Annotated in this window: 19 protein-coding genes and 1 pseudogene; 9 read left to right on the forward strand and 11 right to left on the reverse strand. The window is 71.1% G+C overall.

Annotation, left to right across the window (positions count from 1 at the left end):
• Window positions 1–639 (forward strand): annotated as a pseudogene (locus KIP79_RS47610) (NYN domain-containing protein); the annotation flags it as partial.
• Here the strand turns inward: KIP79_RS47610 and KIP79_RS31860 are convergent.
• Both KIP79_RS31860 and KIP79_RS31865 read right to left on the reverse strand, forming a co-directional pair.
• Window positions 636–1,262, reverse strand: a complete 627-nt coding sequence (locus KIP79_RS31860) for a response regulator (protein WP_214108666.1) — start codon at window positions 1,260–1,262, stop codon at window positions 636–638. The pseudogene KIP79_RS47610 and the gene KIP79_RS31860 overlap by 4 nt on opposite strands.
• Before the next feature lie 3 nt (window positions 1,263–1,265).
• Entirely contained in the window at window positions 1,266–5,438 is a 4,173-nt protein-coding gene (locus KIP79_RS31865; protein WP_214108667.1) for a HAMP domain-containing protein, read from the reverse strand.
• Between the two features lie 109 nt (window positions 5,439–5,547).
• On the opposite strand from KIP79_RS31865, the gene KIP79_RS31870 reads away from it, so the two are divergent.
• On the forward strand, window positions 5,548–7,089 hold the full coding sequence (locus KIP79_RS31870) for a PP2C family protein-serine/threonine phosphatase (RefSeq protein WP_308169993.1): 1,542 nt from the start codon (window positions 5,548–5,550) through the stop codon (window positions 7,087–7,089).
• Window positions 7,090–7,171: 82 nt separating this feature from the next.
• On the opposite strand, the gene KIP79_RS31875 is transcribed toward KIP79_RS31870, so the two are convergent.
• Together KIP79_RS31875 and KIP79_RS31880 are read right to left on the reverse strand one after the other, a co-directional pair.
• On the reverse strand, window positions 7,172–8,923 hold the full coding sequence (locus KIP79_RS31875) for a S9 family peptidase (protein WP_214108668.1): 1,752 nt from the start codon (window positions 8,921–8,923) through the stop codon (window positions 7,172–7,174).
• Between the two features lie 116 nt (window positions 8,924–9,039).
• Complete coding sequence (locus KIP79_RS31880; protein ID WP_214108669.1) at window positions 9,040–9,855, reverse strand: putative RNA methyltransferase; 816 nt, start codon at window positions 9,853–9,855, stop codon at window positions 9,040–9,042.
• Window positions 9,856–9,939: 84 nt separating this feature from the next.
• On the opposite strand from KIP79_RS31880, the gene KIP79_RS31885 reads away from it, so the two are divergent.
• Both KIP79_RS31885 and KIP79_RS31890 read left to right on the forward strand, forming a co-directional pair.
• A complete protein-coding gene (locus KIP79_RS31885; protein WP_214108670.1) occupies window positions 9,940–10,092 on the forward strand; it encodes a hypothetical protein in 153 nt (50 codons plus the stop codon).
• A 31-nt stretch (window positions 10,093–10,123) separates the two neighbouring features.
• Window positions 10,124–10,873: an MBL fold metallo-hydrolase gene (locus KIP79_RS31890; RefSeq protein WP_250214163.1), complete on the forward strand. Its 750-nt coding sequence runs from the start codon at window positions 10,124–10,126 to the stop codon at window positions 10,871–10,873.
• Here KIP79_RS31890 and KIP79_RS31895 read toward each other — a convergent pair.
• A complete protein-coding gene (locus KIP79_RS31895; protein WP_308169994.1) occupies window positions 10,842–12,047 on the reverse strand; it encodes an MFS transporter in 1,206 nt (401 codons plus the stop codon). The genes KIP79_RS31890 and KIP79_RS31895 overlap by 32 nt on opposite strands.
• Before the next feature lie 83 nt (window positions 12,048–12,130).
• On the opposite strand from KIP79_RS31895, the gene KIP79_RS31900 reads away from it, so the two are divergent.
• A complete protein-coding gene (locus KIP79_RS31900) occupies window positions 12,131–13,003 on the forward strand; it encodes a TolB family protein (RefSeq protein ID WP_214108671.1) in 873 nt (290 codons plus the stop codon).
• Here KIP79_RS31900 and KIP79_RS31905 read toward each other — a convergent pair.
• On the reverse strand, window positions 12,972–13,463 hold the full coding sequence (locus tag KIP79_RS31905) for an NUDIX domain-containing protein (RefSeq protein ID WP_214108672.1): 492 nt from the start codon (window positions 13,461–13,463) through the stop codon (window positions 12,972–12,974). The genes KIP79_RS31900 and KIP79_RS31905 overlap by 32 nt on opposite strands.
• 171 nt (window positions 13,464–13,634) lie before the next feature.
• Between KIP79_RS31905 and KIP79_RS31910 the strand changes: the two genes are divergently transcribed.
• Window positions 13,635–15,872 (forward strand): MMPL family transporter, encoded by a 2,238-nt coding sequence (locus KIP79_RS31910; RefSeq protein ID WP_214108673.1) that lies wholly within the window; start codon window positions 13,635–13,637, stop codon window positions 15,870–15,872.
• Window positions 15,873–15,913: 41 nt separating this feature from the next.
• Here the strand turns inward: KIP79_RS31910 and KIP79_RS31915 are convergent, their stop codons facing one another.
• Window positions 15,914–17,698, reverse strand: a complete 1,785-nt coding sequence (locus KIP79_RS31915; RefSeq protein ID WP_214108674.1) for a sensor histidine kinase — start codon at window positions 17,696–17,698, stop codon at window positions 15,914–15,916.
• A 102-nt stretch (window positions 17,699–17,800) separates the two neighbouring features.
• Between KIP79_RS31915 and KIP79_RS31920 the strand changes: the two genes are divergently transcribed.
• Window positions 17,801–18,223, forward strand: a complete 423-nt coding sequence (locus KIP79_RS31920) for a hypothetical protein (RefSeq protein WP_308169995.1) — start codon at window positions 17,801–17,803, stop codon at window positions 18,221–18,223.
• On the opposite strand, the gene KIP79_RS31925 is transcribed toward KIP79_RS31920, so the two are convergent.
• Together KIP79_RS31925 and KIP79_RS31930 are read right to left on the reverse strand one after the other, a co-directional pair.
• A complete protein-coding gene (locus KIP79_RS31925) occupies window positions 18,195–18,986 on the reverse strand; it encodes an NUDIX hydrolase (RefSeq protein ID WP_308169996.1) in 792 nt (263 codons plus the stop codon). The genes KIP79_RS31920 and KIP79_RS31925 overlap by 29 nt on opposite strands.
• Window positions 18,987–19,003: 17 nt before the next feature.
• On the reverse strand, window positions 19,004–19,861 hold the full coding sequence (locus KIP79_RS31930; RefSeq protein ID WP_214108675.1) for an aldo/keto reductase: 858 nt from the start codon (window positions 19,859–19,861) through the stop codon (window positions 19,004–19,006).
• 82 nt (window positions 19,862–19,943) lie between these two features.
• Here KIP79_RS31930 and KIP79_RS31935 point away from each other — a divergent pair, with 82 nt between their 5' ends.
• Both KIP79_RS31935 and KIP79_RS31940 read left to right on the forward strand, forming a co-directional pair.
• Window positions 19,944–20,600: a SanA/YdcF family protein gene (locus tag KIP79_RS31935; protein WP_308169997.1), complete on the forward strand. Its 657-nt coding sequence runs from the start codon at window positions 19,944–19,946 to the stop codon at window positions 20,598–20,600.
• A 23-nt stretch (window positions 20,601–20,623) separates the two neighbouring features.
• A complete protein-coding gene (locus KIP79_RS31940; protein ID WP_214108677.1) occupies window positions 20,624–23,710 on the forward strand; it encodes an AfsR/SARP family transcriptional regulator in 3,087 nt (1,028 codons plus the stop codon).
• Here the strand turns inward: KIP79_RS31940 and KIP79_RS31945 are convergent.
• Both KIP79_RS31945 and KIP79_RS31950 read right to left on the reverse strand, forming a co-directional pair.
• A complete protein-coding gene (locus KIP79_RS31945; RefSeq protein ID WP_214108678.1) occupies window positions 23,707–24,513 on the reverse strand; it encodes an ABC transporter permease in 807 nt (268 codons plus the stop codon). The genes KIP79_RS31940 and KIP79_RS31945 overlap by 4 nt on opposite strands.
• Window positions 24,510–25,463: an ATP-binding cassette domain-containing protein gene (locus KIP79_RS31950; RefSeq protein ID WP_214108679.1), complete on the reverse strand. Its 954-nt coding sequence runs from the start codon at window positions 25,461–25,463 to the stop codon at window positions 24,510–24,512. Before KIP79_RS31950 ends, KIP79_RS31945 begins: the two co-directional genes overlap by 4 nt.
• Window positions 25,464–25,628: the final 165 nt, after the last annotated feature.

Consider the following 25,628-nt stretch of genomic DNA (forward strand, 5'->3'; position numbering starts at 1 on the left):
TACCCCCCGGAGCCGCAGGCCGCCCCCCCGCCCCCGGTGTCCCCCGTGCCCCCCGCGCCGCAGCCACCCCCGCAGTCACCGCCGCCGCCCCCGCAGCCGGTCCCGCAACCGGCTCCGACGCCCCAGTACAGCTCCTCCACCCCCGGCACCAGCGTCACGCCGTACCGAGGGGAGCCCGGCGGGACCGGGAACATGCCCCAGTACCGGGGCGAGAGCCTCACCGGCAACATCCCGGTCTACCGGGAGGGCAACACCGGCAGCCACGCGCTGCCGCCGGGCAACGCGGTCACGCCGTACCGGGAGAGCAACACGGGCAGCTTCCCGGCCGCCCAGCTCGGCCCCTACACCGGGCCGCAGGCGGCGCCCGTGCCCGCCCACCCGGTGGGCGGCACCACCACGCTGGCCGAGGCGGTCAAGGCCGCCCACAAGGAAGGCCACGACTTCGGCGACTCGATCGCCAGGGACGCGCCCGCGCTCTGGCTGGAGGCCGTGCTGGCCCGCAAGCCCCGGATGCCTTCCGACCTGGAGGCCCGGCTGCTCCAGGGTTCCTCGCTGCCGATCGACTTCCTGCTCCACGACGAGGTGCGGCACGCGCTGCGGCGCGGCTTCTGGGACGCTCTGGAGCGTGCCCGCCGCTAAACGAGGGCGTCGAAGCCCGCCCTCAGGTGGGCCAGCCGTCGCCCGAGGTCGGCCAGCGGCCCGGACAGCGTGCCGTCGCTCTTGCGGGACAGCTCCATCACCCGGTTCAGCTCGTCCTCGGCGGCGGTGAGCCGGCGGGACAGTTCGGGCAGTACGGCCGGCTGGTCGGCCTCGCCGCTGGGGAGTTCGGCCGCCAGCCGCTCGCGGAGCAGCGCCGCCTGCTCGGTCAGGCGCTGGTTCATCTGGTAGAGCTCCACGAAGACCGCCACCTTGGCCCGGAGCACCCACGGGTCGAACGGTTTGGTGAGGTAGTCGACCGCGCCCGCCGCGTACCCGCGGAAGGCGTAGTCGGGCGCGCTGTCCACCACGGTGAGGAAGATGATCGGGATGTTCCGGGTGCGCTCCCGGCGCTTGATGTGGGCCGCCGTCTCGAAGCCGTCCATGCCCGGCATGCGCACGTCCAGCAGGATCAGCGCGAACTCGGTGCCGAGCAGGGCCTTCAGCGCCTCCTCGCCCGACCGGGCGCGGACGGGGACCAGGTCAAGCGAGCTGAGAATCGCCTCCAACGCGATCAGGTTCTCCTCACGGTCGTCGACCATGAGGATTTTCGCGCGGTCCGGCATCGATCAGTTCCCTTCCCTGCTGGTGGTTCCCACCCTGCCACGGAGCAGCCAGCCACGCAGGCGCTCCAGCAGCCGGTCCACGTCCACCGGCTTCGGCACGTAGTCGGAGGCGCCGGAGGCGATGCTCTTCTCCCGGTCGCCGCGCATCACCTTGGCGGTGAGCGCGATGATCGGCAAATCGGCGAACTGCGGCATGCGCCGGATGGCCGAGGTGGTGGCCCAGCCGTCCATCTCCGGCATCATGATGTCCATCAGGACCAGCGCCACGTCCTCGTTCCGTTCCAGCTGCTCGATGCCCTCCCGGCCGTTCTCCCCGTAGACGACCACCGCGCCGTGCCGCTCCAGCACGCTGGTGAGGGCGAACACGTTCCTGATGTCGTCGTCCACGATCAGGATCTTGGCGCCGGTCAGCGGGTCCTCGCCCTGCCAGGTGCGGCCGTCCACGTCCGGCAGCTGCTGCGGCGCGGGAAGGTCGGTGGGCAGCGGGATCTCCGGCAGCACGTCGGCGGTGTCGGCCTGGCGCACGCGCTCCCGCCGCTCCTGGCCGAGGGCGGCCAGGGTGGCGGCCCCGCCGTCCCTGGCGGCCAGCGGCCCCAGGTAGGAGACCGGCAGGTAGAGGGTGAAGGTGCTGCCCTCGCCCGGCACGCTGTCCACGTGGATCTCCCCGCCCAGCAGGCGGGCGATCTCCCGGCAGATGGACAGGCCGAGGCCGGTGCCGCCGTACTTGCGGCTGGTGGTGCCGTCGGCCTGGCGGAACGCCTCGAAGATCACGTCGAGCTTGTCCGGCGCGATGCCGATGCCGGTGTCCACCACCGCGAAGGCCAGCACCTGGTCGTTGCCCTTGAGCGTCTCGTCCACGTACGCGACCGTGCTGGGCGCCCGGGAGACCTGGAGGCTGACCTTGCCCTTCGGGGTGAACTTGACCGCGTTGGAGAGCAGGTTGCGGAGCACCTGCTGCATGCGCTGCTCGTCGGTGCGGAGTTCGCCGGGCACGTTCGGGCCCACCTCGACGCTGAAGTTGAGGCCCTTGTCCTGGGCCAGCGGCGCGAACGTGGCCTCCATGTAGTCCACCAGCTTGGGCAGCGAGAGCTGCTGCGGGTGGATGTCCATACGCCCGGCCTCCACCTTGGACAGGTCCAGGATGTCGTTGATCAGCTGGAGCAGCGCGGACCCGGCGCCGTGGATGGTGCGGGCGAACTCCACCTGCTGCGCGGTCAGGTTGCCCTCGGCGTTCTCGGTGAGCAGCTTGGCCAGCACCAGCAGGCTGTTCAGCGGAGTGCGCAGCTCGTGCGACATGTTGGCGAGGAACTCGGACTTGTACCGGCTGGAGACGGCCAGCTGCTCGGCCCGCTCCTCCAGGGTGCGCCTGGCCTGCTCGATCTGGAAGTTCTGGATCTCGATGGCCCGGTTCTGCTTGGCCAGCAGCGCCGCCTTGTCCTCCAGTTCGGCGTTGGACCTGCGCAGCTCCTCCTGCTGCCGCTGGAGCTCGTCGGAGCGCTCCTGGAGCTCGGTGGCCAGGCGCTGGGACTCCTTCAGCAGGTCCTCGGTGCGCGAGTTGGCGATGATCGTGTTGATGGTGACCCCGATGGTCTCCACCAGCTGGGACAGGAAGTCCAGGTGGACCTCGCTGAACTGGTTGAAGGAGGCCATCTCCAGCACGCCAAGGACCTGGCTCTCGAACAGGATGGGCACCACCGCGATCTGCGCGGGGCTGGCCTTGCTCAGGCCGGTCTCGATGGTGATGTACTCGGCCGGCACGTTCTCCAGGATGATCGTCTGGGTCTCCAGCGCGGCCTGGCCGACGATGCCCTGACCGAGCGCGAAGCGCTGCCGGGGGGCCGAGCCCGGCTGGATGCCGTACCCGGCCATCAGCGTGAGCTCGCCGTCCACCACCAGGTAGCAGGCGCCGTGGCTGGCCGAGACCAGCGGGGTGAGCTCGCTCATGATCAGGCGGGTCACCTCGATCAGGTCGCGGTGGCCCTGCATCAGCCGGGAGATCCTGGCCAGGTTGGACTTGAGCCAGTCCTGCTCCTGGTTGGCCTTGGTGGTCTCCACCAGGGTGGCGACCATCGTGTTGATGTTGTCCTTCAGCTGGGCGATCTCGCCGGGGGCGTCCACCGTGATGGACCTGGTCAGGTCGCCGCGGGCGACCGCGCTGGTCACCTCGGCGATGGCGCGCACCTGCGTGGTGAGGTTCCCGGCCAGCTCGTTGACGCTCTCGGTGAGCCGCTTCCAGGTGCCCTCCACGCCCTCCACCCGGGCCTGCCCGCCCAGCTGGCCCTCCGAGCCGACCTCGCGGGCCACCCGGGTCACCTCGGAGGCGAACGAGGAGAGCTGGTCCACCATGGTGTTGATGGTGGTCTTGAGTACCAGGATCTCGCCCTGGGCGTCCACGTCGATCTTGCGGGTCAGGTCGCCGTTGGCCACCGCGGTGGTGACCTCGCCGATGTTGCGGACCTGGTAGGTCAGGTTGGTGGCCATCGAGTTGACGTTGTCGGTGAGGTCCTTCCAGACGCCCGACACGCCGGGCACCCGGGCCTGACCGCCCAGGCGGCCCTCGGTGCCGACCTCGCGGGCCACCCGGGTGACCTCGTCGGCGAAGGCCGACAGCTGGTCCACCATCGTGTTCATGGTGTCCTTCAGCTGGAGGATCTCGCCCTGCGCGTCGACGGTGATCTTCTTGGACAGGTTGCCCAGGGCGACGGCCGTGGAGACGGCGGCGATCTGGCGGACCTGGGAGGTCAGGTTGTTGGCCATGAAGTTGACGTTGTCGGTGAGGTCCTTCCAGACGCCCGACACGCCGCGTACCTGGGCCTGACCGCCGAGGCGGCCCTCGGTGCCGACCTCGCGGGCCACTCGGGTGACCTCGTCGGCGAACGAGGAGAGCTGGTCCACCATCGTGTTCATCGTGGACTTGAGCTCCAGGATCTCGCCCTGGGCGTCCACGTCGATCTTGCGGGTCAGGTCGCCGTTGGCCACCGCGGTGGTGACCTGGGCGATGTTGCGGACCTGGTAGGTCAGGTTCTTCGCCATCGAGTTGACGTTGTCGGTGAGGTCCTTCCAGACCCCGGAGACGCCCTTCACCTCGGCCCGGCCGCCGAGCCGGCCTTCGGTGCCGACCTCGCGGGCCACCCGGGTGACCTCGTCGGCGAAGGCCGACAGCTGGTCCACCATCGTGTTGAGGGTGTCCTTCAGCTCCAGGATCTCGCCCTGGGCGTCCACGGTGATCTTCTTGGACAGGTTGCCCTGGGCGACGGCGGTGGAGACGGCGGCGATCTGGCGGACCTGGGAGGTCAGGTTGTTGGCCATGAAGTTGACGTTGTCGGTGAGGTCCTTCCAGACGCCCGACACGCCGCGTACCTGGGCCTGACCGCCCAGCTGGCCCTCGGTGCCGACCTCGCGGGCCACCCGGGTGACCTCCTCGGCGAACGCCGACAGCTGGTCCACCATCGTGTTCACGGTGTTCTTCAGTTCGAACATCTCGCCCACCGCGTCCACGGTGACCTTCCGCGACAGGTCGCCCTTGGCCACCGCCGTGGTCACCACCGCGATGTCCCTGACCTGCGCGGAGATACGGCCGGACATGGTGTTCACGGCCTCGGTGAGGTCCCGCCAGGACCCGGACATGCCGCGCAGGTTGGCCCGGCCGCCCAGCCGGCCCTCCTCGCCCACGTCCCTGGCCACCCGGGTCACCTCGGAGGTGAACAGGGCAAGCTGGTCCACCATGCCGTTGATGGCTTTACCCAGCCGCCGCACCTCGCCGCGGGCCGTCCGGTCCAGGTCGATGCGCTGGGACAGGTCGCCCTTGGCCACCGCGTCGATCACGTCGGCCGCGCCGGTGACCGGCGTCACCAGGGCGTCGACCAGGTCGTTCACCGACGCCACACTCTCCGCCCAGGAGCCCACCCCGGGCCCGGGCGTGAGGCGCTCGCTGAACCGGCCTTCCTTCACCACCTCGCGGCGCACCCGGACCAGCTCGTTGGCGAGATGTTCCCGCCGGTCGGCCACCTCGTTGAGGAGCAGCCGGATCTCACTCAGAATCCCCGGTGGCGCGTACGGCACCCGCCCGCGGAAGTCACCGTCACGCCAGGTCGTCAGCGTCTCGAGCAACGGCCGCAGGTCGGCCTCTGAGTACCGTCGTTCCAGCTCGGGCGCCACGGCGTCGGTGCGTGTCATGGGACCTCCTCACACCACACGGGTTAAGGTCAGTCTGTCACGTTGCGTAGGAGTCGTACTCGCCGTTGTTTGACGGTATGTCAGCTCGAAGTGTGGTAGGTACCCAGCCGTGACCACTAACCCACGGGCCGTCCTGGCCGCGTCCTTCGCCGCCGGGGACTCGGCCATGCCCGCCGTTCGGCGGTTCACCCGGGAGGTGATGACCGCCTGGGCCGCGCTGCCCCTGCGCCGGGACGCGGAACTCCTGGCCCAGCGGCTGGTCGAGGGGGTCACCGCCGAACTGTTCGAAGTGCGCTGGGTGCACCACGGCGACGCCGTGCAGATCGAGCTGAAGGAGACGGGGGAGCACCCGGACATCGGCGCCGCCGCCTGGGGCATGACCTCCACCGCCGAGGAGCAGGTCCGGTGGGCCCGCCTGGAGCTGCCCGGCGCCGGGCGCGCCGAGGAGGAGGCGTTCCCCGCGCCTGAGCCCGTCCGGCAGTCGCCCGGGCCCGGCTGGCTGGGCTTCCTGGCCGATGCCAGCGACCTGCTGGCGGGGACGCTCAACCCCGACATGGTGCCCGCCATCATCGCCCAGATCGTGGTGCCCCGGCTGGCCTCCTGGTGCGCCGTCTACACCGCCGAGCTGAGCGGCGGGCCGCTCCATCCCGCCTACCTCTGGCACGCCGACGAGGAGGCCGGGGACCTGCTCCGCGAGCAGCTGGCCGAGCTGGCCCTGCCCGCCGCCGACATTCAGGGCCCTGCCGTGCTGGCCGTGCCCGGCTGGCAGGCGCTCGGTTTCCCGCTCACCGCGCGCGGGCGGCGGCTGGGGGTGATGTGCCTGGGCCGTCCCGACCGCTTCCCCGACGAGGCCATGCAACTGGCCGAGGACCTCGCCCGCCGGGCCGCGCTGGCCATGGACAACGCCCGCCTGTACGCCCAGCAGGCGGCGGCCAACCTGGCCCTGCAACGCAGCCTGCTGCCCCCGGAGGAGCCGGAGACGCCCGGTCTGGACTCGTACGTGATCTACGAGCCGGCCGGGGAGACCAACGAGGTCGGCGGCGACTTCTACGACCTGTTCCCGATCGCCGACGGGGTCTGGCGGTTCGCCATCGGCGACGTCTGCGGCACCGGCCCCGAGGCCGCCGCCGTCACCGGCCTCGCCCGCCACACCCTCCGCCTGCTGGCCCGCGAAGGGTACGGCGTGGCCGCCGTGGTCGGCCGCCTCAACCAGGCCATCCTGGAGGAGGGGGAACGGGCCCGGTTCCTCACCCTGCTGCACGGCGAGATCACCCTGGCCGGGCGGGGGCTGGACATCAAGCTGCTCTCGGCCGGCCACCCCGAACCGCTGCGGCTGCGCCCGAGCGGCGTGGTGCACCCGGTGACCACCCCGCAGTCGCTGCTCGGCATCTTCCCCGAGGCCGAGTTCGTGGCCGAGACGGTCCACCTGGACCCGGGGGACGTGCTGCTCGGGGTCACCGACGGGGTGACCGAGCGCCGCTCGGGATCCCGGCTGCTGGACGACGACGGCGGGCTGGCCAAGCTGCTGGCCGAATGCGTGGACCTGTCGGCGCGCGGCGTCGCCGAGCGCATCCGCCGGGCCGTGCAGGACTTCGCGACCGAACCGAGCGCCGACGACCTGGCCATCCTGGTGCTGCGCGCGCCCTACTAATGGGAAAGTGGCTAAATGGACTGCCACTACGGTCCTGACCTGGCACGACACTAGGGTGGCAGGCTGATGAGCAGGTTTCCCATTAGTCAGGGTGGGCCAGCATCCGGTTGGCGAAGTCGATCTGGGTGCGCATCTGGCGGATGCGCTCCTCGACCACCCGGGAGGCGTGGCCGGCGTCGTAGCGGTAGACGTGGTACTCGCTGGTCAGGGCTTCCAGGTAGTTCTCGATCTGGCGGATCGGGCAGCGCGGGTCGTTCTCCCCGGCCAGTACCAGCACCGGGGCCTGCACCATGTCGGCGTAGGTGATGGGGGAGGAGGCCGTGTACCGCTCGGGCAGCTCCGCGGGGGAGCCGCCGATCAGCGCGCGGTGGTAGGCGCGCAGGCCCTCCGCCTCGTCCTCGTAGGCGGCCGTGTGGTCGGCGATGGGGACGGCGGCGATCCCGGCCGTCCACGCCTTGGGCTGGGTGCCCAGGCCGAGCAGGGTCAGGAAGCCGCCCCAGGAGCTGCCGGCCAGCACCAGCCGTTCCGGGTCGGCGATGCCCCGGTTCACCACCCAGTCGCGTACGGCGGTCACGTCGGCCAGCTCGATGTGGCCCACGTCGCCGTGCAGGGCGTCCCGCCAGGCGGAGCCGTACCCGGACGAGCCGCGGTAGTTGATCCGGATCACCGCGAAGCCGCTGTCCACCCAGGCGGCCACGTGCGGCTGGAAGGAGTCGTCGTCCTGCGCGGACGGCCCGCCGTGCAGCAGGAAGACCGTCGGGTACGGCGCGGGCGTGCCGATCGGCCGGGAGACCAGGGCGTGGATGCGCCCGCCTGGGCCGTCCACATCGAGGTCCTCCAGCGGCACCGAGGGCGGCGCGGTGGGGCCGGGGTTCATCACCACGTGGCCGTTGCTCGATCGGATCACCGGGGCCTGGGCGGCGCTGGACCAGGAGTACTCCACGGTGCCGTCCGGTCGGGGCGCGGCGGCGTCGATCACGCCGTGCGGGGTGTCGATGGGGGTCATCGCGCCGCCGGTCAGGTCGTACTTGAGCAGTTCGGTGCGGCCCCGGTGGTTGTGCATGATGAGCAGGGAGCGGCCGTCGTCGTACCAGTCGGCGGTGACCTCGCCGGGCACCCGCAGGTAGATCTCGCGCTGCTCGCCGGTGAGCGGGTCCCAGACCAGCGGCTCGTGCCGGCCGCGCCGCTCGTGCAGCACCAGCAGCCGCCGGTCGCCGAGCACGGGGGCGAACCTGATGCCGGTGACGCCCTTGCCGTTGCCGTCGCGCAGGTCGCCGACGACCGCGCCGTTGGCCCGCAGCACCCGGAGCGAGGGGTGCCTGGAGTCGCCGTCCTCGCTGTGGTTGATCGCGATCAGCGAGCCGTCCAGCGAGATGCCGGCCACCGAGGCGTACTCGTCGTGGCTGTAGATCAGCGTCGGGCGGTCGGCGCCGTTGACCAGCAGGACCTCGAAGCCGTTGCGGCAGGCGCGGCCGACCGCCGCCGTGCCGTTGGCGGCCAGCGCCAGGCCGCAGGGGTAGCCGGGCGCGACGCTGACCGGTTGTGCGGGGCCGCCCTGGAAGCGCTGCCGGATCCAGACGCCGTACTCGTCGCCGTCGGTGTCGGCGAACCACCAGATCCACTGGCCGGTCGGGTCGACGTCTCCGTGCGCGGTCCCGTTGGGGCGGTCGGTGACCTGGCGGGTGTGACCGGTGGCCCGGTCCCAGGCGTAGACCTCCCAGGTGCCGGAGGTGTTGCAGCGGTACACCGCGTGGTGCGGAGCCTGACGCGCCCAGACGGGCAGCGTCATTCGTGGGGCGCGGAACCTGGCCTGCCAGCGTTCCTCGGCCTTCATCGGTTTTCCTCCCGGGGTCCGCCGTCAAGTATGTCGCGTCGGATTCCAGAGCGGCCTGTAAATAGGGGATGTTAGTGCGCAATTTACGGCGAAAACTCTCTCCGGTCACTAGGGACTCAGGTGGCTCTTTTCCAACTTGTGATCAGCACGGCAACGCCCACCGTGACCCGTTCCGGAAGGGCGGCGGCCCGTTCGGTGAACGTTTCCTGATCCAGGTGCCAGGCGCTGGGACCCATCCCGGTCACGGCCGCCACCCCCGACCTGTCGAGGCTGAGCTCGAAGGTCACCTCCTCGCGTCCGACTTGGGCGAAATGGCCGCCCAACGCGGCCGTCAAGCGGCGTTCCTTGTCACTGTCCACGGTGAGCAGGCCCAGCCGTTCGACCAGAAGCGAAAGATGCCCCGGAGCGGGGGTGACCACCAGGAGCCTGCCCTCCGGCCGCAGCACCCGGGCGAATTCGGCGGCGTTCCGCGGCGCGAACACGTTGAGCAGCACGTCGAGCACCCCGTCCCGGACGGGCAGCGGCCGCCACACGTCGGCCACCACGGCCCCGATCCGGGGGTGGGCCCGGGCGGCGCGCCTGATCGCGTGCTTGGAGATGTCCATGGCCAGGCCGACGGCCTGCGGTCCGAGTGCGGCGGCCAGGTAGTGCCCGGTGCCCGCCCCGGCGTCCCCGATGACCTCGGCTCCGGCGCAGTGCGCGGCGATTTGCTCCGCGATCGGCCGGAAGTGGCCCGCGCCGAGGAAGTCGTCCCTGGCGGCCACCATGGCGGGCGTGTCGGCGGTGCCGGGGCTGCCCGTCAGGAAGTTCACATAGCCCTGCCTGGCCACGTCGAAGCTGTGGCCCCGCTCACAGCGCACCGCCGTGGGCAGCGGAGAGAGCGGTCCCCGGCACACCGGGCAGGCCAGCAGTCGCAACACATCGCCAAGCACGTCAGCCAGTATCGCCAAGGCGACGACAAGTCGGCTGCAAGCCACCGGAGGTGCAATGAGGGGGCTGAGAAAAGGAGAAGGGAAATGTCGAAGCACTCCCGCGTCTGCCCGCGCTGTCACACCACCCTCGACGAGGGCCCCGTCGTCTACCGTTGCGCCCGCTGCCGGCGCGCCGTCTACGCCGCCGACCTCGACGTGGACTTCCACGTCACCCGCCTCGCCCGCGTCGGCCGCTGACCCCCGCCTCCGCACCCAGTACAGTGCGGAGATGCCGTACGAGTCGAGAATGTTCGCCGGAGTCGAGGTTGTGCCGCTCTGCGACGGAGTCGGCCCGATGGGCGAGGCGATCCGGCGGCCGCTGCCCGAGCTCTTCCCGGGCGGCGAGTTCGCCGAGGACGAAGAGTGGGTCCTCCACTTCCACTGCCACCTGCTGCGGGCTCCGGGGGGAACCGTGCTGGTGGACACGGGGATCGGGGGCGTTGAGTCCCCGGCCTCGGCGTGGGCTCCGGTGCCGGGGAAACTGATCGGGGAACTCGCCACAGCCGGGCTGGGCCCGGACGATGTGGACATCGTGGTCCTCACCCACCTGCACAGCGACCACGCCAGCGGCGCCGTCCAGAACGGCGAGCCCGCCTTCCCCAACGCCCGGTACGTGATCCAGCAGGCCGAACTGGACTGGCAGGGCAGCGGGCTGGTCCGGGACCGGGTGATCCGTCCGCTGGGGGACCAGTTGCAGATGGTGCACGGCAAGGTCGAGCTGCTGCCGGGCGTGAAAGTGGCGCTCGCCCCCGGGCACACCCCCGGCCACCAGGTGGTGGAGGTGGGGGATCTGATCATCTCCGGCGACGTGCTGCTCCATGCCGTCCAGCTGGCCGACCCGTCGATCGGCTACCTGTGGGACGAGGACCGGGAACTGGCCACCAAGACCAGGCATGCCGTACTGGACCGGGCGGGCACGCTGGCCACCGGCCACCTGCCCGAGCCGTTCACGCCGTCGCCTCGGCGAGCCGCGCCCTGAGCCGGGCTCTGGTCCGGTACCGGAGCACCTGGGCCACGGCGAGCCCCCAGATCGGGTACTGCACCGCCAGCGCCCACCGGAAGTCCCCGTGCAGGTCCAGGCCGACCCCGATCAGGCCGAGCAGGGACACCGTGGCCAGGAAACCGCCGCCGTTGACGATCCCGGTGGCCACCCCGATGCGCTCGGCCGGGTTGAAGGTCCTGGCGAAGTCGAACCCGATCACCGACCCCGGCCCGTTGGCCGCCAGCACCGCCAGGAACACCGCCAGCAGCCAGCCGGGCGCGGGCCCCGGCCAGATCAGCACGGCGGTCCAGGCCGTCGCCGTGCTCCCGACGATGCCCAGCACCATCCACGAGCGCCGGAACGGGAAACGCCCGGCGATCCAGCCGAAGAGCGGGTTGTAGGCCAGGGAGAGCACGGTGAGCGCGGTCAGCGCCGCCCCCGCCGCCCGCGGGCTCAGCCCTTGGTCGGTGACGAGGAACGGATACCCCCAGAGCAGGGCGAACGCCGCTCCGGACGACTGGGTGGCCGCATGGGTCCACATGCCCAGGCGGGTGCCCGGCTCCGCCCAGGCCGCCCGTAACGCCCGGTTCGCGGTGGCCGGGCCGGGGCGGGACTCGCGCAGCGCGACCAGCACCACCAGCAGGGCGAGCCCGCTCAGGCCCGCCGCGCCGAGAAAGGTGGGGGTCCAGCCATAGGCGTGCAGGGCGGTGATCAGCGGCACCGCGGCGGCGATCCCGCCGATCGCCCCGAGCAGGCCGGTGAGCTGCACCATCAGCGGGTTGCGGCGCGGCGAGAAGGACAGGTTGATCATGCGGATCACGCTGATGAAGGTCATCGCGTCGCCGCAGCCGACCAGCACCCGGGCGGCGGCGGCGCCCAGCGCGCCGGTGGAGACGGCGAACATGACCTGCCCCCACCCCATGATCAGGGCACCGGCCAGCAGCATGCGCTTGGAGCCGAAGCGGTCCACCAGGATGCCGACCGGCACCTGCATGGCCGCGTACACCAGGAGCTGGAGCATGGCCAGCGCGGACAGGCCGGTGGCCCCGAGCGCGAACCGGGCGGCGGCGTCCAGGCCGGTGACGCCTAAGGACTGCCGCTGGAAGACGGCCACCGCATAACCGGCCACAGCCGCCAGCCAGAAGATCAGCGCCTTCCGCTCCCCCGTCACGACGACAATCGTATCCTTATCGTGATTTTTGAGGCCAAAGTGGGTGGGTGGTCTGGAGTCGGGAGTCCGGGAGTATGGGTCGGGTGAGACTACGCATCCTGACCGTGACCGCGCTGGCGGCCACACTCCTGCTCCCCACCACGGCGGCGCAGGCGGCCGGCGTCAAGGGCGCCGTGTTCTACCGCTACACCGACACGGCCACCGTCTACCGGTACCTGGCCGGTCAGGGTTTCACCAAGACCAAGGTCGGCGGTCTCAGCCAGTTCTCCGCCGCCCCGGACGGCCGCAAGGTGGCCTGGATCGACCTGGACGGCAAGGTGCACGTCACCGTCGGCGGCACCGACAAGGTGATCGGCACCGGCGCCGTCGCCGGGGCGCCCTGCGCCACCCCGGTCTGGTCGGCCGACTCCAAGCGCGTCGCGTACCCGCTCATGGGCACCGAGGGCTCGGCCGCCATCGTGGTGGTCAACGCCGACGGCACCGGACGCAAGCAGGCCGGCCGCACCTACGGCGTCTGCCACCTGGCCTGGTCGGCGAACGGCCGGTACCTGGCCGGGTACGCGGGCACCACCCAGGGCGTGTACCTGCTCGACCTGGTCACCGGCAAGTCCCGCAAGTCCGCCGGGATCAAGCTCGCCAACCACGTGCAGAGTCTCTCCCCGGACGGCCGGAAGGTGATCGTCCACACCATCAAGCCCAGCGACCCCGGCGGCGACGGCGGCTGGCCCACCTGGTTCCCGCCGACCATCGTGGACACCCTCACCGGGGCCAAGGTCACCGTCCCGGTCGCCGGCGCCCTGATCGGCGCGATCTACCTGCGCGACGGCCGCCTGGCGGTCCGGGTCAAGGGCAAGAGCCACCACACCATCGTGGTGCTGAGCCGCACGCTCAAGCGGGTGGCGAGCTTCCCGGAACCGGCCTCGGTCAAGAACTCCGGGCTGCTTCAGGTCCTGTGAACGGCGGCAGGTAGGTACAACAGGCGGTCCGCCGCGCCCACGCCGCGGCGGTCAGCCGCTCGTGCAGGTACGGCGGGAGCAGCGGCTTCGCCTCGGCGGGCGTGAAGAACCCGAAGTCGTCGAGCTCCTCCTCCTGCAACCGCACCCCCTCCCCGCCGGGGAGGGTGCCGCAGTCGAAGAGGAAGTGGACCAGCGCGTACGGCCGGTCCACCAGCGGGGGCACCCAGTGCACGGTGAGCAGGGGGCCCACCGGCAGGTCAAGACCGAGTTCCTCCCTGACCTCCCTGGCGCACCCCACCTCGGGGGACTCGCCCTCGTCGACGTGCCCGCCCGGCCACCCCCAGTGGTCCCGGTAGTTGGGTTTGACCAGCAGAACCCGGTCCTCCGGGTCGGTGATGTAAGCCCCGGACGCGGGGATCACACGATGCAGACCGGCGTAGAACTCCTCTGCGGGGATCACGTTCACGAGGGTAACCGGGGGTATCCCTCACTCCGCCACTCGGGTTTACCCCTAGATCTAAAGAACGAGCGCCTACGCCGCCCGCAGTACTGCTGATATCGCATTTCCGGCGGATGTTTTCCCCTTGATCGATTTCTACCGTCAGAGAGGAATCGTAAAGGGGAGATAAAAATGAGAGTTCGCAGGAACCTGGCCGCCTCGGTCGGGGGCTGGAGCGCCCGGCACCGCTGGTGGGCGCTGCTGATCTGGGTGGCTTTCGTGGCCGTCGCGACCTTCGTCGGCAGTGTGGTTCAGACGGCGGAGATGAAGGGCTACGAGAGCGCCAACGGGGACTCCCGGGTGGCCGGGGAGATCCTGGACGGGGCCGAGTACCGGGACGTGGCGAGCGAGGTCGTGCTCGTGCGGAGCGACACGCTGACCGTCGCCGACCCGGCCTTCCGGTCCGCCGTCGAGGCGGTCACCGCCGGGATCACCGCGACCGGACAGGTGGAGAACGTGCGCTCGCCGTACGACGCGGAGCCCGCGCCGGTGAGCCAGGACCAGCGCAGCACGCTGGTGCAGTTCGACATGAAGGGTGCGGCCGACACCGCCGGGGAGCGGGTGCAGCCCGTGCTGGACGCGGTGGCGAAGGCCGCGGCGGCCCACCCCGGCCTGCGCATCGGTCAGGCCGGCGGGGCGAGCGCGGACAAGCTGATCGGTCAGGCGCTGGACGAGGACTTCGTCCGGGCCGAGCAGCTGTCGCTGCCGATCACCATCGGCATCCTGCTGGCCGCGTTCGGCGCCCTGCTGGCGGCGCTGATCCCGGTCGCGCTGGCGATGACCGCGATCTTCGCGGCCACCGGCCTGCTGGCGCTGACCAGCCAGCTGCTCCACGTGGACGGCGCCACCACCAACGTGATGCTGCTGATCGGACTGGCCGTCGGGGTCGACTACTCGCTCTTCTACATCATGCGGGAGCGGGAGGAGCGGGCGAAGGGCCGCTCCAAGCGCCGGGCCGTGGAGATCGCCGCGGCCACCTCGGGGCGGGCGGTGCTGGTCTCCGGGATCACCGTGATCGTCGCGATGGCGGGCATGTTCCTGACCGGCAACGGCGTCTTCATGGGCTTCGCGGAGGGCACCATCCTGGTCGTGCTGACTGCGGTGGTCGGCTCGCTGACCGTGCTGCCTGCGCTGCTCTCGCTGATCGGGGACAAGATCGACGCACGGGTGGTGCACGGGGCCGTCCGGGTCGCGACGCGGGGGCGCGTGACATGGCGGCGGGTGCTCGGCGTGCGCGGCGGCGAGAGCCGCATCTGGGCGGCCGTGCTCGGGCCGGTGCTGCGCTGGCCGGTGGTCTCCATCGTGGTGTCAGCGGGGCTGCTGGTCGCGCTGGCCATCCCGGCGTTCGGGCTCAAGCCGGCCGCCACCACGATCGACGACCTGCAGGGCGACTACGCCATCGCGGAGACGTTCAAGGAGATCGAGAAGGCCTTCCCCGGCGGCAACGCCCCGGCCGTGGTGGTGGTCAAGGCCGCCGACGTGACCACGCCGGAGATGACCGCCGCCATCGCCGAGTTCAAGCGGCAGGCGTTCGCCACCGGTGAGGCCAACGAGCCCTTCAACGTGGCCATCAACCCGGACAAGACGGTGGCGCGGCTCGACATCGCCATCAAGGGGACCGGCTCCGACGAGGTCTCCGAGCACGCCGTACACACCCTGCGCGACAAGGTCATCCCGGCCACCCTGCCCGGCGCCCACGTGACCGGCAACACGGCCGCCTCCATGGACTTCAACGACCAGATGGTCCGCGCGCTGCCGCTGGTCTTCGGCTTCGTCCTGCTGCTGGCCTTCCTGCTGCTGCTGATGTCCTTCCGCTCCGTGGTGGTCGCGATCAAGGCCATCCTGCTCAACCTGCTCTCCGTCGCCGCCGCCTACGGCGTGCTCGTGCTGGTCTTCCAGAAGGGGTACGGCGAGAGCCTGCTCGGCTTCCAGTCCACCGGAACCATCACCGACTGGCTGCCGCTCTTCCTCTTCGTCATCCTCTTCGGCCTCTCGATGGACTACCACGTCTTCATCCTGAGCCGCATCCGCGAGGCCTACGACAAGGGCATGCGCACCGAGGACGCGGTCCGCCACGGCATCACCAGCACCGCGGGCGTCGTCACCAGCGCCGCCCTCATCATGGTGGCCGTCTTCGCGGTCTTCGCCACCCTCTCCATGCTCTCCTTCATGCAGATGGGCATCGGCCTGGCCGCCGCCATCCTCATCGACGCCACCATCGTCCGCGCCATCCTGCTCCCCGCCACCATGAAACTCCTCGGCGACTGGAACTGGTACCTCCCCCGCTGGCTGGACTGGCTCCCCCAGCTCTCCCACGGCGACGACGACCCCACCCCGGCCCCGGAACCCCGCGAACCCGCCCTCGTCTGAACCCCCAGGGGCTTCGCAACCTGCGAGGCCCCTGCCTTTCTCTAGACCTCGACCGCCGCTGGGCGTTCTACGAGGGTTTCGGGGATGAGGACGACCGCTGTGGTGCCGCCGTAGGGGGAGGGCTGGAGGTGGACGGTGATGTTGTTGCGGTGGGCCAGGCGGCCGACCACGAAGAGGCCGAGGCGGTCGCTGTCGGCCAGGTCGAACTCCATGGGGCCCGCGAGGCGTTCGTTCATGGTGGCGAATTCGGCGGCGTTCATGCCCAGGCCGCGGTCTTCGACCTCGACGATCAGGCCGCCACGGCCGGGCTCGGCACGGACGTACACCTTCGTGTAGGGCGGGGAGAAGATGGTGGCGTTCTCCAGGAGTTCGGCGATCAGGTGGGTCAGGTCGGCCACCGCGGAGCCGGACAGGGAGACCGAGGGCATGGGCAGCACGGACACCCGTCCGTAGTCCTCCACCTCGGCCAGCGCGCCCCGGACGACGTCCACGATGGGCACCGGCTTACGCCAGCCCCGCCCGGGCACCGCGTCGGAGAGGATGATCAGGTTCTCGGCGTGCCGCCGCATGCGGGTGGTCAGGTGATCCAGCCGGAACAGATCCTCCAGCGTCTCCGGATCCTCGGTATCCCGCTCCATCGAGTCCAACTGGGTGAGCTGCTTGTGCAGCAACGACTGACTCCGCCGCGCCAGATTGAGAAAGACCAGCCCGACACCCTTACGCAGCCGTACCTGGCCGGCGGCGGCCTCGATCGCGGTGCTCTGAACCGAGTTGAGCGCATGCCCGATGTGCTCGATCTCCAGGATGGCGTCCGGCAGCGTGGGCACCTCGCCGGGCTCGTCCACCTCCTGCCCCTGCTGGAGCTGATCCACCGCCCGAGGCAGCCGCACATGGGCCAGATTGAGCGCGGCAGTCCGCAGATGGGTGAGCTCCCGCGTCAACCGCCGCGTGAACCGCACACAGATGACCACGGTGAGCACGATGGCCACCAGCCCCAGCCCTCCGGCCACCCCCACCCGCAGCAACACCGTGATCGCCGCAGGCGTGACCCGAGCCACCAGCCGGTCCACCGAGGCGACCTGGTTGCGCTCCACCTCGGCCCAGTAGGAGTCGACCACCGCCCGCGCGTCGCCGGGAGTCTCGCCCTTGGCGATCTGATCCTCCAGCGCCAGGAAGGCGGCCTGCGCGGGCGTCGGCGCGTACGGCGCGGCCAGCTCGGCGTCCAACTCGGCCAGCGCCTTGCCGTACTGGAACCGCCGGGTCGCGCTGGCCTGGGTGAACTCCTGCCTGGCCGTCGGATCCAGCCCGCTCACGATCAGCGCCCGCTCCCGCGCCAGCAGCTCCTTGGCCTGCCCGAGTGAGGTGACCGCCCGGGCCTGCTGGTAGATCGGCGTGTCCGGAACCAGGATCATCGCGTCGTACATCCGGAACGTGGCGTCCACGATCTGGTTGATCGCCTCGATGAAGCGCACCGGCGTGAGCTCACCCCGGTCGAACGCGATCCGGATGGCCGGCAGCTCGCCCAGCCGGTCGAAGACGGTGGTCAGCTGCGCCCGCAGCTTGTCGTCCACGTCTGCTTCGACGGCCAGCCGCCGGAACTCGTTGACCGTGGCGTCGGTGCCGGCGCGCTGCTTGTCCACGGCGCCCCCCGCGATGGTGAGCAGCCGTTCGTGCTGGAGCTGGATGACCACCTGCTCGGACGGGGTGGCCACCGCGTTGACCAGCGTGTTGATCTGGAGCAGCCGCATGCCGTCCACTCCGGTGAGCCCGGCGGCGAACGCCCATAAGACGATCAGGGCGATCAGCGGAGGAACGACCAGTGTCACAACCTGGAACCGGATGGGTCGAGTGCGCATACCGTCCCTGACGTTTTGTGGTGAAATGCACCCCCAGAGATCATCGTTGAGGCTACACCCATTGGAGTTCGCGTGCCCCGATCATCTGCGGGCTGGACCATCACCGTTTTTGGAATTCTCGCTTTTCTCCTCGGGTTGCTCGGCCTTTTCTCCCCGGCCACCCTGCTCGGCATGCTCGGTTTCGAGGCCCTGGAGCAGCGCGCTCCCGGCGACTACACGCTGGTCTACATGGCCGCCTCCTCGATGGCGGCCATCAACATGGGCGTCTACTACGTCTTCGCCGCCGCCTCCGAGTTCCGCCCCTTCTACCTGTGGACGGTCCCGTTCCGCCTCGTCACCTGCACGGTCTTCACCGTCCTCGTGATCACTGAGGCGGCCCCCGCCGAGTTCCTCGGCGTCGGCCTCTGGGAGGGCGCCGGCGCCCTGATCACCGGCGCCGCCCTCTGGTACGACGCCCGCAAGGGCGTCACCACCCGGTGGATTCCGGCGAGGTGACCCATCGCTCCGCCCGCCGCCGATCCCGCTCGGGCAGCCCGTCAGGCACCCGCCCGGGCGGCGGCGTGACCGCGAAGACGAACCGCCGCCCCCGGACACCGCCGGCGCTCACGTAGTCGTCGGCGTCGACGAACTTGGGCTCACCCGGATGCAGCCGCGCCACCGCCGCGCCGATCGACTCACCCGGGCGTACGCCGGTGGCCGGGAGCGCCCGGCCGGCGACCACCAGCTCGCCCCCGTCGGCGGCCAGGATCGCCACCGTCAGCTCGTGGTAGCCCGCCCGGGCGGCCTCCCGCTGAAGCTCCTCCAGGGTCGGCCGCTCCCAGCCGTGCAGCGAGAAGGTCTCCCCGCCGAACGCGGCGGCGATTCCGGCCCGCGCGTACGGATTGGTGTCCACCGGCAACTCTGTAACCGGAAACCATGCGATATTTGCGCATTTATCCGGTTCCAGATTGACGGGGGTCCCCCGCCACTCGGCCGCCAGCAAGAAAAAGCCGATCCGGGCGGTTCCGCCGGGATTGCGATGGTGCATGACATGCACCACCTCGAGCCGGTCCACGATGATGCCGAGTTCCTCCAGAGCCTCCCGGATCCCGGCATCGATGACCGATTCGCCCTCCTCCAGATGACCGGACGGCATGGTCGCCCACTCCCCGTCCGCGTACCCCGTCCCCTGGCGGAGCCCGAGCAGGACCTGCTCCCCGTCCCGCAGCAGCACGTGCACGTCCACGACCGGCCGGTACCGGCTTCGCTCGGCAGTCACGAAGACGATGATCGCAGTCAGCCCAGGCGGGCCAGTTCCTCGGCGGTGAGCTCCAGCTCCAGGGCCTTGAGTGAGTCGAGAATGGTGTCCGGATTGCTGGAGCCGGGGATCGGCACCACGTTCGGGCTGCGGGCCAGCATCCAGGCCAGGCAGACCTGCTGGGGCGAGACCCCGCGCTCGTCCGCCACCTCGCCGAAGGCCGCGTGCGCGCTGCCCAGCTGCCGCGCCGACCCCATGCCACCCAGCGGCGACCAGGGCAGGAACGCCAGGTTCAGCTCCGCGCACACGTCGATCTCCGGCTCGCTGCTCCGGAAGTGCGGCGAGTACTGGTTCTGCACGCTCACCAGATCCGGCCCCAGAATCTCGGCGGCCTCCCTGATCTGCGCCGGATCGGCGTTGGAGATCCCCGCCATCCGGATCTTCCCCGCCGCCACCAGCTCCTTCAACGCGCCGATGGTCTCCGCGTACGGCACCGCGGGGTCGGGCCGGTGGTGCTGGTACAGCCCGATGACGTCCACCCCCAGCGCCTTCAGCGACCGGTCACACGCCTCCCGCAGGTAATCGGGCCGCCCGTTCACATCCCAGCCGCCGCCCGGCACCCGGGTGTGCCCGCCCTTGGTGGCCACCAGCACGCCATCGGTGTCCCCGCTCCAGGACGCCAGCGCCTTGGCGATGAGCCGCTCGTTGTGCCCGACCTCCCGATGCGACGGGGTGTACGCGTCGGCGGTGTCGATCAGGGTTATTCCGGCGTCCAACGCGGCGTGCACGGTCCGGATCGACTGCGCCTCGTCCGGCATGTGCCCGAGCACCGACATGGGCATGGCGCCCAGCCCGATGGCGCTGACCGCTACGTTTCCGATTTGTCGCGTTCTCATACGTCCACCTTGCCGCCTGGAGTGGGCTCCAGGTCAAGCCGATCTCCGGCGTGTACGTGATCTCCGCGTTATCGTCGGAACCGTGAAACGTTGGGTGTTCCGTACGGGTGTGGCGCTGAGCGTGCTCGCGCTGGCCCCGATGACCTGGGCCTGGCTCGCCAGTTCCGGCCACCGGATCGACGCCGTCGAGGCCGGGTGGCAGGGCGGGGTCCCCACCGCGCCGGTGGCCCTGGTGCTGGGCGCGGGCGTGACCGGCGACCAGCCGACCACCATGCTCCGCATCCGGCTGGACCTCGCCGCCGACCTGTACGCCAAGGGCAAGGTCAAAGCCGTCCTGGCCTCCGGCGACAACAGCGTCAAGACCTACGACGAGCCCACCGTGATGCGGGACTACCTGGTCTCCAAGGGCGTCCCCGAGGAGAAGGTGGTGCTCGACTACGCCGGATTCGACACCTGGGACTCCTGCGTCCGGGCGAAGAAGATCTTCGGCGCCAGTACGGTCACCGTGGTCACCCAGAGCTTCCACCTGGCCCGCGCCGTGACCCTCTGCCGGGCCGCCGGCCTGAACGCCTTCGGGGTGGGCGACGACTCCACTCGCTACTGGCGCCTGGGCACCTACTACTACGCCGCCCGGGAGTTCTTCGCCACCGGCAAGGGCCTGCTGGACGTGGCGTTCCACAGCGAGCCGCAGTTCCTCGGCCGCTACGAGACCTCGCTGGACCAAGCGCTCGCCTCCTGACCGGCGGGTGGCAGAGTGGCGTTATGCGGGTGAGCGTCCTGGGGCCGCTGGAGGTGGCCGCTCAGGGGGAGACGGCGGAGATCCGGGGGGCCAGGCTGCGGGCCCTGCTGGTCCGCCTCGCCCTGGAGCCGGGCCGGGTGGTCACCGTCGACCAGCTCGCCGACGCGCTCTGGCCGGGGAACCCGCCCGCCGACCGGGCCAACGCCCTCCAGTCGCTGATCTCCCGGCTGCGCCGGGCCGTGCCGCTGCCGCTCCGCTCGGCGGCCGGCGGCTACTGCCTGGACCTGCCGCGCGAGGCCGTGGACGTGTTCCGGTTCGAACGCCTGGCCGCGGACGGCCGCCAGGCCCTTGCGGCGGGCGACCCGGCGGCCGCCGTCCGCCTGCTGACCGAGGCCGCCGGTCTGTGGCGGGGCCGCCCGCTGGCCGACATCGCCGACACCCCCTTCGCCGACGCCACCGTCAACCGCCTGGACGAGACCTGGCTGGCGGCCGCCGAGGACCTGCTCGACGCCCGGCTGGCCCTCGGCGAGCCGCTCGCCGCCGAGGTGGCCGACCTGGCCGTCAGGCACCCGCTCAGGGAGCGGCTGCGCGCCCTGCTCATGCGCGCCCTGTGCGCGGAGGGACGGCAGGCCGAGGCCCTCGCCGGATACCAGGAGTTCCGCCACCGCCTGGCCGATGAACTGGGCATCGACCCCGGCCCGGAGCTCCAGCAGACCCACCTGGCCGTGCTGCGTGGCACCGCGCCGGTACGCAAACCGCGCGGCAACCTCCGCACCCCCCTGACCAGTTTCGTCGGCCGGGAGGCCGAGCTGGCGCAGATCGCCACGCGGTTGCGGGACGGGCGGCTGGTCACCCTGGTCGGGACGGGCGGCGCCGGGAAGACGCGGCTGGCGGTCACCGTCGCCGCCGAGCAGCCGCAGACCGCCTGGCTGGTCGAGCTCGCCCCCGTGAGCGACCCCGACGACGTGCCGCAGGCGGTGCTGGGCGCCCTCGGCCCGCTCTTCCAGGGTGAGGAGGCCGACTCGATGGGCCGCCTGGTGGAGAAGCTGTCCGGCGGGGCCGAGACGCTGCTCGTGCTGGACAACTGCGAGCATCTGCTGGACGCCGCCGCCCGGCTCGCCGACGAACTGCTCGGCCGCTGCCCCCGGTTGCGGGTGCTGGCCACCAGCCGGGAGCCGCTCGGCATCGTGGGGGAGTCGCTGGTTCCGGTGCCGCCGCTGCACCTGCCCGACGAGCGCTCGCACGGGCCGGCCGTACGGCTCTTCCTGGACCGGGCCGCCGCCGTGCGGCCCGGGTTCGCGCTCAGCCCGGGGAACACGGCCGCCGTGATCGAGATCTGCCGCCGTCTCGACGGGCTGCCGCTCGCCATCGAGCTGGCCGCCGCCCGGCTGCGCTCGCTCACCGTGGACCAGGTGGCCGGGCGGCTGGACGATCGTTTCCGGCTGCTGACCGGCGGGAGCCGTACCGCCATGGCGCGGCACCAGACGCTGCGCGCGGTGGTCGCCTGGAGCTGGGACCTGCTGGACGCTCCGGAGCGGCGGCTGGTGGAGCGGCTGGCCGTCTTCCCCGCCGGGTTCACGGTGGCCGCCGCAGAACGCCTGGGCGGCTCGCTCGACCTGCTCGCGGCCCTGGTCGACAAGTCCCTGCTGGAGGCCGTCGAGGGCCCCCGCTACCGGATGCTGGAGACCATCAGGGAGTACGGCCTGGAGCGCCTGGCCGAACGCGGCGAACTCGCCGAGGTGCGGGCCGCGCACGCCGCGTACTACCTGGAACTGGCCGAGGAGGCCGAACCGCGGCTGCGCGGCCGGGAACAGCTGGACTGGATCGCCGTCCTGGACGCCGAACACCCCAACCTGCTCGCCGCCCTGCACTTCGCCGCCGCCCAGGGCGACGCCGCCACCGCGGTACGGCTCGGCGCCGCGCTCAGCATGTTCTGGATCATTCGCGGCAGGCGCCCGGAGGCCGTCGGGTGGCTGCGCCTGGCGCTGGACGTGCCAGGCGAGACACCCAGGACGGCCCGGCTGGTGACCACTGCGATGTACTTGATCAACTCGGTCATGCAGGGCGGTTTCCCAAAGCTCGCCGCCACCATCGACGGACTGCGCGATCTGGTGGGCCTGGCCGAGAGCGATCTCGACCATCCCGTGCTGGCCCTGGTCGAACCCGCGCTTGCCCTGTTCACCGACGACACCCAGGGCGGCCTGGAGGCGATCGGGCGGCGGCTGAGCCACCCCGACCCGTGGGCCAGGGCCACTCTGCACATGTTCCGCGCGTTCATCAGCGAGAACGACGGGGACCGGGTCGGTATGCACCTGGACCTGCTCACCGCCGTGGCCGGCTACCGCGAGGTCGGGGACCGGTGGGGGCTGGCCTACGCGCTCACCTCGCTGGCCGACGTGCTCCTGCTGACCGGTGACTTCGACGGCGCCATCGCCTCGCTGGAGGAGGCGATCCGGTTGATCCGCAGGCTCAATCCGGCCGACGACGCCGGCCACCAGCGCATCTGGCTGGCCACCGCCCGGGTCAGGAAGGGCGACGTGGACCAGGCCAGGGCCGAGCTGCTCGAGATGGCCGAGGAGGAGACGGACCAGTGGTCGGCCAGGAACATCGCCTTCGCCCGCCTGACCCTGGGCGACCTGGCCCGACACTCCGGCGACCCGGACGGCGCCGCCCACCAGTACGCGCTGGCCGACGCCGTGCTCGACGGATTGGGCGGCGGCGACCTGGTCGAGCCCCAGATCCGGGCCGTGGCCCTGACCTCGCGGGCGTTCCTGGCGCTGGACTGCGGCGACCTCGGGACAGCGGCCTGCCTGGTCGACCGGGCCGCCGAGTTCAGCCTGCGGGTCAAGGACATGCCGGTGCTGGCCCGGGTCGGGGTGGCGGCCGCGGCCACCCAGGCCATGCTCGGCGATCCCCGCCGCGCGGCGGAGACGCTGGGGGCCGCCGAGCAGTTGCGGGGCACCCCCGATCCGTTCAATCCCGAGGTGGTCCGGGTGTCGGGGGCGCTCCTGACCGAACTCGGCGAGGCCGCCTACACGGAGTCGTACGCGAAGGGGGCCGCCCTCGCGCGGCCCGAGGCCATGGCCAGGGTCCGGGCCGGCGTGCGCTAAGCCCTGCGCCGGTAGGCGCGTACGGCGAGGGGCGCGAACACCGCGAGCATCCCCGCCGACCAGACCAGCGCCCACACCGCATGGGAGGCGACCGGGCCGCCGAGCATCAGCCCGCGGGCGGCCTCCATCAGATGCGAGACCGGATTCACCTCCACCCAGGCCTGCAGCCAGCCGGGCAGCGTCTCCTTCGGCGTGATCATGCTGGTGCCGAAGGTGAGCGGGAACAGCAGCAGGAAGGCGGTGCCCTGGACCCCGCCCGCCCCTCGCATCACCACGCCCACCAGTACGAACACCCAGCTCAGGCAGAACGCGAACACGATCGTGAGCAGACCGGCCAGGATCGCGGACGGCAGGCTGGTCTGGATCCGGAAGCCCATGATGGCGCCGATGACGGACAACGAGGCGATGGCGACCACGTACCGGATCAGGTCGCCGAGCACCGAGCCGATCAGCGGGGCCGACCGCCCGATCGGCAGGCTGCGGAACCGGTCGAAGACGCCCTTGCTGATGTCGGTGTTGAGGTTGACGCCGGTCGCCATGCCGCCGAACAACACCGTCTGCACCATGATCGCCGGGAGCAGGAACTGGAGGTAGTCGTGGGTGTTCCCGGCGACCGCGCCACCCAGCAGAAACACGTAGATCAGCACGAAGATGATCGGCTGGAGGGTCACGTCGAGCAACTGCTCGGGGGTGCGCAGGGTTTTGACCAGACTGCGCCGGGCGAGGGCGAGGCTGTGCCGTACCAGGCCGAAACGGCGTTCCCGGGTGGCGGCCACGGCGGTGGGGGTGAGGGTGAGGGTCACGCCGCCTCCTCTTCGGTGTGGTGGCCGGTCAGGGTGAAGAAGACCTCGTCGAGGCTGGGCAGGCGGAGGGAGAGCTCGGCGACGCCGATGCCCTCCACCGCGAGCCGCCGCACCACCTCGGTGAACGCGGCGTCCCCGGCCACCGGCACGGTCACCACGCCCCGGGCGGGCGACTCGGCCGGCCGTCCGGCCACCGCGCTCAGCACAGCCGCCGTCTCCGCCAGCCGGGCCGGGTCGCTCGGCCTGGCCAGGATCGTCTGCCCGCCGACCACCCGCTTCAGCTCGGCCGGGGTGCCGTGCGCGATCACCTTGCCGTGGTCGATGACCGAGATCTCGTCGGCCAGCGCGTCCGCCTCCTCCAGGTACTGCGTGGTCAGCAGCACGGTCACGCCGTCCGCCACCAGCGACCGGACGATCTTCCAGACGTCCTCCCGTTTGGCCGGGTCCAGGCCCGTGGTCGGCTCGTCCAGGTAGATCACGTCCGGCCGCCCGACCAGGCTCGCGGCCAGGTCCAGCCGCCGCCGCATGCCTCCCGAGTACGTCTTCGCCTTCCGGTCCCCCGCCTCCGTCAGCCCGAACTCGGCCAGCAGCTGTGCCCCCCTGGCCTTGGCCTCCGCCCGCCGGAAGTCGAGCAGCCGGCCGATCAGCACGAGGTTCTCCATGCCGGTCAGATCCTCGTCGACCGAGGCGTACTGCCCGGTCAACCCGATGATCCGGCGTACCTTGGCCGCCTGGCGGACCACGTCCAGCCCGCCGACGGTGGCGCGCCCCTCGTCCGCCCTGAGCAAGGTCGCCAGGATCCGGACAGCCGTCGTCTTTCCCGCCCCGTTCGGCCCCAGCACGCCCAGGACGGTCCCCTGTCGCGCGGCGAGATCGATCCCGGCCAGCGCGGTCGTCTTTCCATAACGTTTCACGAGACCTTCAGCCTCGAACGCGAGTGATGCGGTCATGCACCCACGCTGACCGGCCCCGCTGTCACGGCCCGCACATGCCGCTGTCAGCGATCTGGCTCGCGGCAGGCGTTGCCGACATACTGAGGAACCGTTGTGGCGATATCGGACCGGTTGCGAGTTCTGAGGAAGTCGGCGATGACAACTCCGCAAGGGCGGAAGGGG

The sequence above is a fragment of the Acrocarpospora catenulata genome (assembly GCF_018476525.1).
Taxonomy (GTDB): Bacteria; Actinomycetota; Actinomycetes; order Streptosporangiales; family Streptosporangiaceae; genus Acrocarpospora; species Acrocarpospora catenulata.